The sequence below is a fragment of the Mesorhizobium sp. M5C.F.Ca.IN.020.29.1.1 genome (assembly GCF_003997375.1).
Classification (GTDB): Bacteria; Pseudomonadota; Alphaproteobacteria; order Rhizobiales; family Rhizobiaceae; genus Mesorhizobium; species Mesorhizobium wenxiniae.
The window spans coordinates 1-5,936 of sequence record NZ_RZSW01000405.1 but is presented as its reverse complement, the minus strand read 5'-3'; the positions used below and the strand labels follow the sequence as shown (position 1 = coordinate 5,936).

Sequence of the window (5,936 nt, the reverse complement as noted above, 5' to 3'; positions counted from 1 at the left end):
ATGCCATACGGTGCACGAAAGTACCGAACCATGGCCTGCGGGCAAGCCATCCCGATGACTCTGTTTGCCTCAACTATCTGGCGGTCGACTTCGACGGGCCCGCATTTAGCCAGGTCCGGATGAGTCATTGTGTGGTTGGCTATACCGTGCCCGTCTGTAATAATTCGGCGAACGAGTTCCGGCTCATCGGCCGCGTAGGCCCCAACAACGAAGAAGGTCGCCGGCACCTGATGTTGCGCCAGCACATTGAGTATCTGCGGTGTGAAAAATGAATTGGGACCGTCGTCAAACGTCAGATAGACGCTGCGCTCTGCAATGCCATCGGCGTCACTCTGCCCTTGGCATATGTAGTCCAGAGGCTTCATAGTTCCGGACCGTTCCGGTCGATCAGGGTACCCGACGGCCACTCGTCCATCGAGCGTCCGATCGGCGAAACCAACACGAGTACGTCTTCCAGGCGTGTGGGCGGCAGGTCGGGATGCACGTCTGGACGGGTCGACCGTACGCGAACGCCCGACACAATGTTGGCGAGGCCGGCTCTGCAGAATCTTTCGACATGGTTTCGCAGCGCGTGCCGAACCGTGCCGAAAGCGAATGGAACACCCATTTGCTGGAGCACGGGGTACGCAACGCGCATTGAAAAACTGATTCCGAGTCCCTCAAGATTCGGACGAACCGCGTACAAGCCCAATTCAGCGACGACCAAATCGACCTCGCCAACCCTGATGAAGCGCCGCAGCATGCCGATGTGAGCCGCTACCCCTTGCGCGTCGTAGCCGATTGCGCGGAATTCCGGCCTCGCGCCGGCCCAACTGCGACCGCCTTCGAATGGCTCTGCGTTAAAGGCGCCAGTCCGTCCATAGGTCTTTCGGAAAAAGTCGGAGAGTTCGACATGGTCGGCCAGTTGCAACTCATTTTCCCAGCACAACTTCCACTCGACATTCGGGCGCATGGAAGACCTCACCTTGTAGCTGTCTGGTTGAGATAAATGTCCAAGCATAATTGGCGTCGTGCGAACGCGGCGTAACTTGTGCAGACCGCCGAAAGACCAAGCCGCAATGCAGATGCGACTGACTTTGTGCGCCCTGCACACCAGATGATGCTCCTCGGAGCCAACGCAACCATCGGAATTACCTTCTTTCCAACTTGAAGCGCTTCTATGGGACCTGCAGCAAAAACGGCAAAATCCTTTGTTTAGATGAAAGGTATCCACGCTTTGGATAGGTGCGCGAATGCGTTCCATATGACTTGTCAATTATCGTCATCACGCTCGAGGCACTTCAAACGAAGCGCAAAGCTCACGCCCGCGGCACGCAGGATCAACTTATCCCTGCCGGTAAGTGCGGTCGTTGCCGGGCCGCGCGATTATCTCCGTAAGAGCCGAGCGGAGCTCAGAAACGACGATTGATCAGCGTCTGATTCGCGGGTTCAGTATCTCTTTCGTGTATCCAGCTCTGGCTGTCCTTTGGTGGGAGTTGGTTTCGCCCAAGTTCTGGGCTTGGGGGCGTCGGCCCGTTTCGCCGCACAGGCTCCTTCGCACATCGTCGAGGCCGAGAAAGAGGGGGGCCACACAGCTCCCCCTGTACTTTCCACCACCCGACACCAGCGCTCACCCAGGGCGCAGGCCTTGCTTACCTCAACGGATAGCGCACTCGCGCCGCTTCACGATTAAAAGAATTCTACAAGCAGATGCCTGTTTGATGGTGAGACTTCCGCCGCCAATTCCGGCATCCCAGAGGCAGCCAATAGCGCTCACTTCACATAGTGGTCCGGCAAGCAGCTAGATACGACAGGTGACCTCAAATGAGGCGTGTTGCATGGCTTCTACACCTGCCTGAATGCCAGAACTGCGTTCGTGCCGCCCATGGCGAAGGCGTTGCTCATGGCGACGCGCACCTTGCGCTCGCGCGGCACATTGGGTGTGATGTCGAGGTCGCAAGCGGGATCTGGCTCGCGATAGTTGGCGGTCGGCGGCACGACGTCCTCTTGGATTGCCATCACGCAGGCGATCATTTCAAGCGCGCTCGCTGCGCCGAGGCAATGCGCGTGCGTGGACTTGGTGGAAGAGATGGACATCGAATAAGCGTGGTCTCCAAACACACGCTTGATCGCCGCCGTTTCAGTCTGATCATTGCTCTTGGTACCGGTGCCGTGCGCGTTGAGGTAGTCGACGTCCTCGGCATTTAGCCCGGCATCGGCAAGGCAGGCGCGCATCGCCGATGCTAGCCCCTCGACAGATGGCGCGGCAATGTGGAAGGCATCGGCGGAAAGGCCGACGCCGGCGATCTCGGCAAGGATTGTGGCACCGCGCGCCGTGGCATGCTCGTAGCTTTCCAGCACGGCCATGCCCGCACCCTCGCCCAGCACCAGGCCCTTCCTATCGGCGGAGAAGGGCCGGCAGGTATCGGGTGAAAGCACGCGCATTGCTTCCCATGCTTTCAGCACTCCCCATGCAAACGGCGAGTCGCTGCCCCCGGAAACCATTACGTCGGCCCGGCCCAGCTTGATCTGATCCACCGCCGAGGCGATCGCATGGTTGGCCGAGGCACATGCGGAAGTCACCCCGAAGACCGGCCCGCGCAAGCCGAGGCTCAAGCTAAGATGGACGGAAGCGGCGCTGGGCATCACCTTTACTCCAGTGAAGAGTTCAGCACGGATTGCGCTACCCAAAAGCAGTGAGCGGTAAGTTTGTTCTGTTGCGTATGAACCGGTAAATCCGACGCCCACTGTCGCGCCGAAGCGATGGGCATTCCCTTCGTCGCAGGAAAGTCCGGCCTGCCGCATGGCTTCGCGCGCTGCAAGCACGGCGAGCAAGCTGAAGCGGTCCATGGAGATGAGATGCCCCCGGTTAATGTCGTGCTCGGGCAGCGCCTTGATCTCAGCGCCCGTCATGCCATCCAGGTCATGAAGCTCGGAATTGGCGATCGGGCCGATGGCGGAGCGGCCTTCGCGCATCTCTTTCCACATAGAGGTGGCGTCGGTGCCCAGTCCGCACAGGCCGCCCACTCCGGTGATGACGACGCGCCTGTCCATTCAAGCCTCCTTCGCAAGCAAGCCGCGGACGGCGTCCACGACGTCGCCGACATTCTTGAGATTCGACCAGGCATCGGCCGTGTTCATGTCGATCTTGATGCCGTAGGCCTGTTCCACATCCCAGAGAATGTCCGCCAAACCCAGCGAATCGAACCCGAGCGCGTCCAGTTCCGTGGCGATTGTTATCTCGCCGACGAATGACGCAGGCATTCCCTCACCGCTCTCCGACTCGGCGCGTTTCTTGATCAGGGCAATGACGTCCGTTGCGAATTGATCGGCCATTCTGTTTCCTATCTTTCTTCCAGCGTTTCGACTTCGACGCGGCTCAGTTCCTGAGGCGCGCCGCGTCGCGAAATAGCCACCACGCTTGTGCGACTGACAAAGCCCAATGCTCATAAAAGCCGGATCAGGTCCGGCCGGTGTGTGGCGTAGGCGCGGTATGCCGATGTGAGCCGCTACACCGTGCGCGTCGTAGCCGATTGCGCGGGCTTCCGGTCTCGCGCCGGCCCAACTGCGGCCGCTTTCGAATAGCTTTGCGTGGAAGGTTCCCAGTCCGTCCATAGGCTCGGAAGAAGTCGGAGAGTTTGACATGGCCGGTCAGTTGCAACTCCCTTTCCCAGCACTCCACTGCCCGGTAGAGCGCATGAAAGTTCTCCCCTCGGGCAGTTCTTAAGACGCTCGCCACGCCATGAGGCAGTGGGGCATCGGTGTGCGTCAGGTGCTTCTGCCCATGCAGGATTCCAGAACATTGATGAAATCGTTTGTTTAGATGAAAGGCTTCCACACTTTGGATAGTTGACCACGCGTTTCAAAGGTCGTGAACTACATCTCGTCGTTGTGCTCGACGCACTCCCGACAAGTAACCTCATGGGCGCGGCATGCAGGATTAACCGAGCCCAGCCGGTCATGAGTGCGGCCTTGCCGGGTCGGGCGATAGGCAGTCATGCCCTTCCTGCTGGTCAAGCACTCCGGAAAAACATTTCCCCCATATATGCTAGATCTTCCGCTGCCTTTTCGCGTCGCAGGCCGTCAAACGCCCGGCCGTTCACAACAGTGATCCGGCAAGTGTTTGGCTGCGCGAGACGATGCTGCAGGGAGTCGTCCTGCATGGCACTTCGCTGTGATGCGGCGGTGCCGTCTAACCGGCGCCTCGTGCTCGAACGCACCGAAGGGCCACCGCGATCAAAATCGATGATACGAGGACCGTTGATCATCACCCCGCCAGCCTAGATCTTGTTTGCGGCCACGAGAGCGACACAGAGACTGCTGGTGAAGATGCCCGCCTGCCCGCTATGTTCCGGATGGCTGACCATCCCGGATGGACCCGTCGAGGGTGTCAAAGGGCGAGCATGAGCACAGGCGCGAACAGTTCACGGGCCCGTGCGACGGTGGCCGCAAAGCAACTTCGCGCCAGCATGCGCTCAGCAGGATCGGCACCATCCTGCCAGGGGGCAATGCGAGTGGCTGGCTAAGCGGCCGGCATCGATGATGAGGACCTGGCGCCGCGCGAGGAGCAAGAGTAGACGGATAGTATGCGCGGGAGTTGCGACCGACCACCTTGTTTCTAAGGCAGACAGAAAGCGGCTTTTACCGGGCGGCTACGCTGTTTCAGAGACTGGGGCGTCGTGCACATCCAGCCGATACTCTATGTTGCGGATTGCGAACCCATTGCATTGCCGCAGTTACTGGCATCATGTTAACGCGTCTGACGGCGACATTGGCGAGCACGGTTTTGTGGCCGCAGTTGACAAAGCCCATAAGTTCTAGATGCTGCGTGCTAGAATAGATCTTTGAACTCGCAGGGAGTTTCTGATGGCCGACCTTAAGGAAACTGAGGCAACCCAGGCAGCAGGCGAGGTGCCCGTGAAGGAACAGACACCTGACATAAAAGCGCCGAAGACGCGGAAGCGGACCGCGCAGCGCGCAGGTGCTATACGAACCAGAGCCGCCAGCTCGGCTCTCCAGGCGTCTTCATCTAAAGCGATCGCTTCGCCTACAGTCCGGGCAGCGCGGAGAAATTACTCTGAGAAAGAGCGTGCCCAGAAGCTCGGCGAGATCGAGAAGCAGATCGGACGGGGAGATAGTATCAAGGCAGCCGTTCAGAACGCTGGAATATCGGAACAGACGTACTATCACTGGAAAAGGGCTGCTGGTCAGACAACACAGAGCGATGAGCTCAAGGATCTTGTGAAGCTTGAAGAAGAGAACGCCCGTCTGAAGAAGCTCCTCGCTGACCGGCTCCGGAAAGAAAACGCCGAGCTCAGGAAAAAGCTCGGGCTTGCTTGAGCCCTTTGCCGCCATAGGCAGAAAGCCCGAGGGTCGACTGACCTGAGCTCCAAGGTGACCTTCCTTTCTGCCTTTTTTGGCACAGCGAACAGTGACTTCGCGTCCCAGCAGCCGATACTGGCGCAACGAGCTGTTTCGACCTGAGACCGGGCAGCCGGCAACTGAAGACGTTCTTGACGAACGCGCCCGGCCGCTCCCGCTTAATGGCCGGTGGTCGGCTCAATCATGTGTACGAGACTGGCAAGTCTCACGCGTAGCACCGGGTTTCCATCGCACGGAGCGATTGACGAGCGAGGCACCTTTGCAACGCCGCGCCCGTGATCGAAGCCCGCGTCGGTTTCGAGCTCGCTGATAGACTCTGCCTCAGCTTACGGCTGAGAGGTGGAAGGCAAAGGCTAGGGGTTGAGGACGACAATCGTCATTGACGTGCTCAGGGCCATGGCTAGATTGCCTCCGCGCGGGTGGAGATTGCCCGCCTTTACCAAGATGAGGAAATAGGCGCGTGGCTACAGGTACGGTAAAGTGGTTTAATGGGACAAAAGGCTTTGGGTTCATCCAACCCGACTCCGGCGGTGCGGACGTTTTCGTTCATATTTCTGCCGTTGAACGTGCGGGGT

The 5,936-nt window shown here is 59.1% G+C and carries 6 protein-coding genes and 1 pseudogene; 2 read left to right on the top strand and 5 right to left on the bottom strand.

The window, feature by feature from the left end; all coding sequences use genetic code 11:
* The 5 genes and pseudogenes from EOA85_RS25465 to EOA85_RS25445 all read right to left on the bottom strand — a co-directional run.
* On the bottom strand, positions 1-365 hold a 365-nt coding region (locus EOA85_RS25465), incomplete at its 3' end, for a polysaccharide deacetylase family protein (protein WP_164759868.1).
* Positions 362-952: a NodA family N-acyltransferase gene (locus tag EOA85_RS25460; RefSeq protein ID WP_127211607.1), complete on the bottom strand. Its 591-nt coding sequence runs from the start codon at positions 950-952 to the stop codon at positions 362-364. The genes EOA85_RS25465 and EOA85_RS25460, both read right to left, overlap by 4 nt.
* A gap of 872 nt (positions 953-1,824) precedes the next feature.
* Positions 1,825-3,033 carry a beta-ketoacyl-[acyl-carrier-protein] synthase family protein gene (locus tag EOA85_RS25455; RefSeq protein WP_127211606.1) on the bottom strand — a complete coding sequence of 403 codons (1,209 nt, stop codon included), beginning with the start codon at positions 3,031-3,033 and terminating at the stop codon, positions 1,825-1,827.
* Positions 3,034-3,315: an acyl carrier protein gene (locus EOA85_RS25450; RefSeq protein ID WP_127211608.1), complete on the bottom strand. Its 282-nt coding sequence runs from the start codon at positions 3,313-3,315 to the stop codon at positions 3,034-3,036.
* A 150-nt stretch (positions 3,316-3,465) separates the two neighbouring features.
* Positions 3,466-3,678, bottom strand: a pseudogene (locus tag EOA85_RS25445) (acyltransferase); the annotation flags it as partial.
* Between the two features lie 1,167 nt (positions 3,679-4,845).
* Between EOA85_RS25445 and EOA85_RS25440 the strand changes: the two are divergent.
* Together EOA85_RS25440 and EOA85_RS25435 are read left to right on the top strand one after the other, a co-directional pair.
* Positions 4,846-5,319, top strand: coding sequence for a transposase (locus EOA85_RS25440; protein WP_127211605.1), 474 nt, complete (start codon positions 4,846-4,848; stop codon positions 5,317-5,319).
* A 502-nt stretch (positions 5,320-5,821) separates the two neighbouring features.
* Positions 5,822-5,936, top strand: a 115-nt coding sequence (locus EOA85_RS25435; RefSeq protein WP_164759867.1) for a cold-shock protein, incomplete at its 3' end; no start/stop codon positions are given.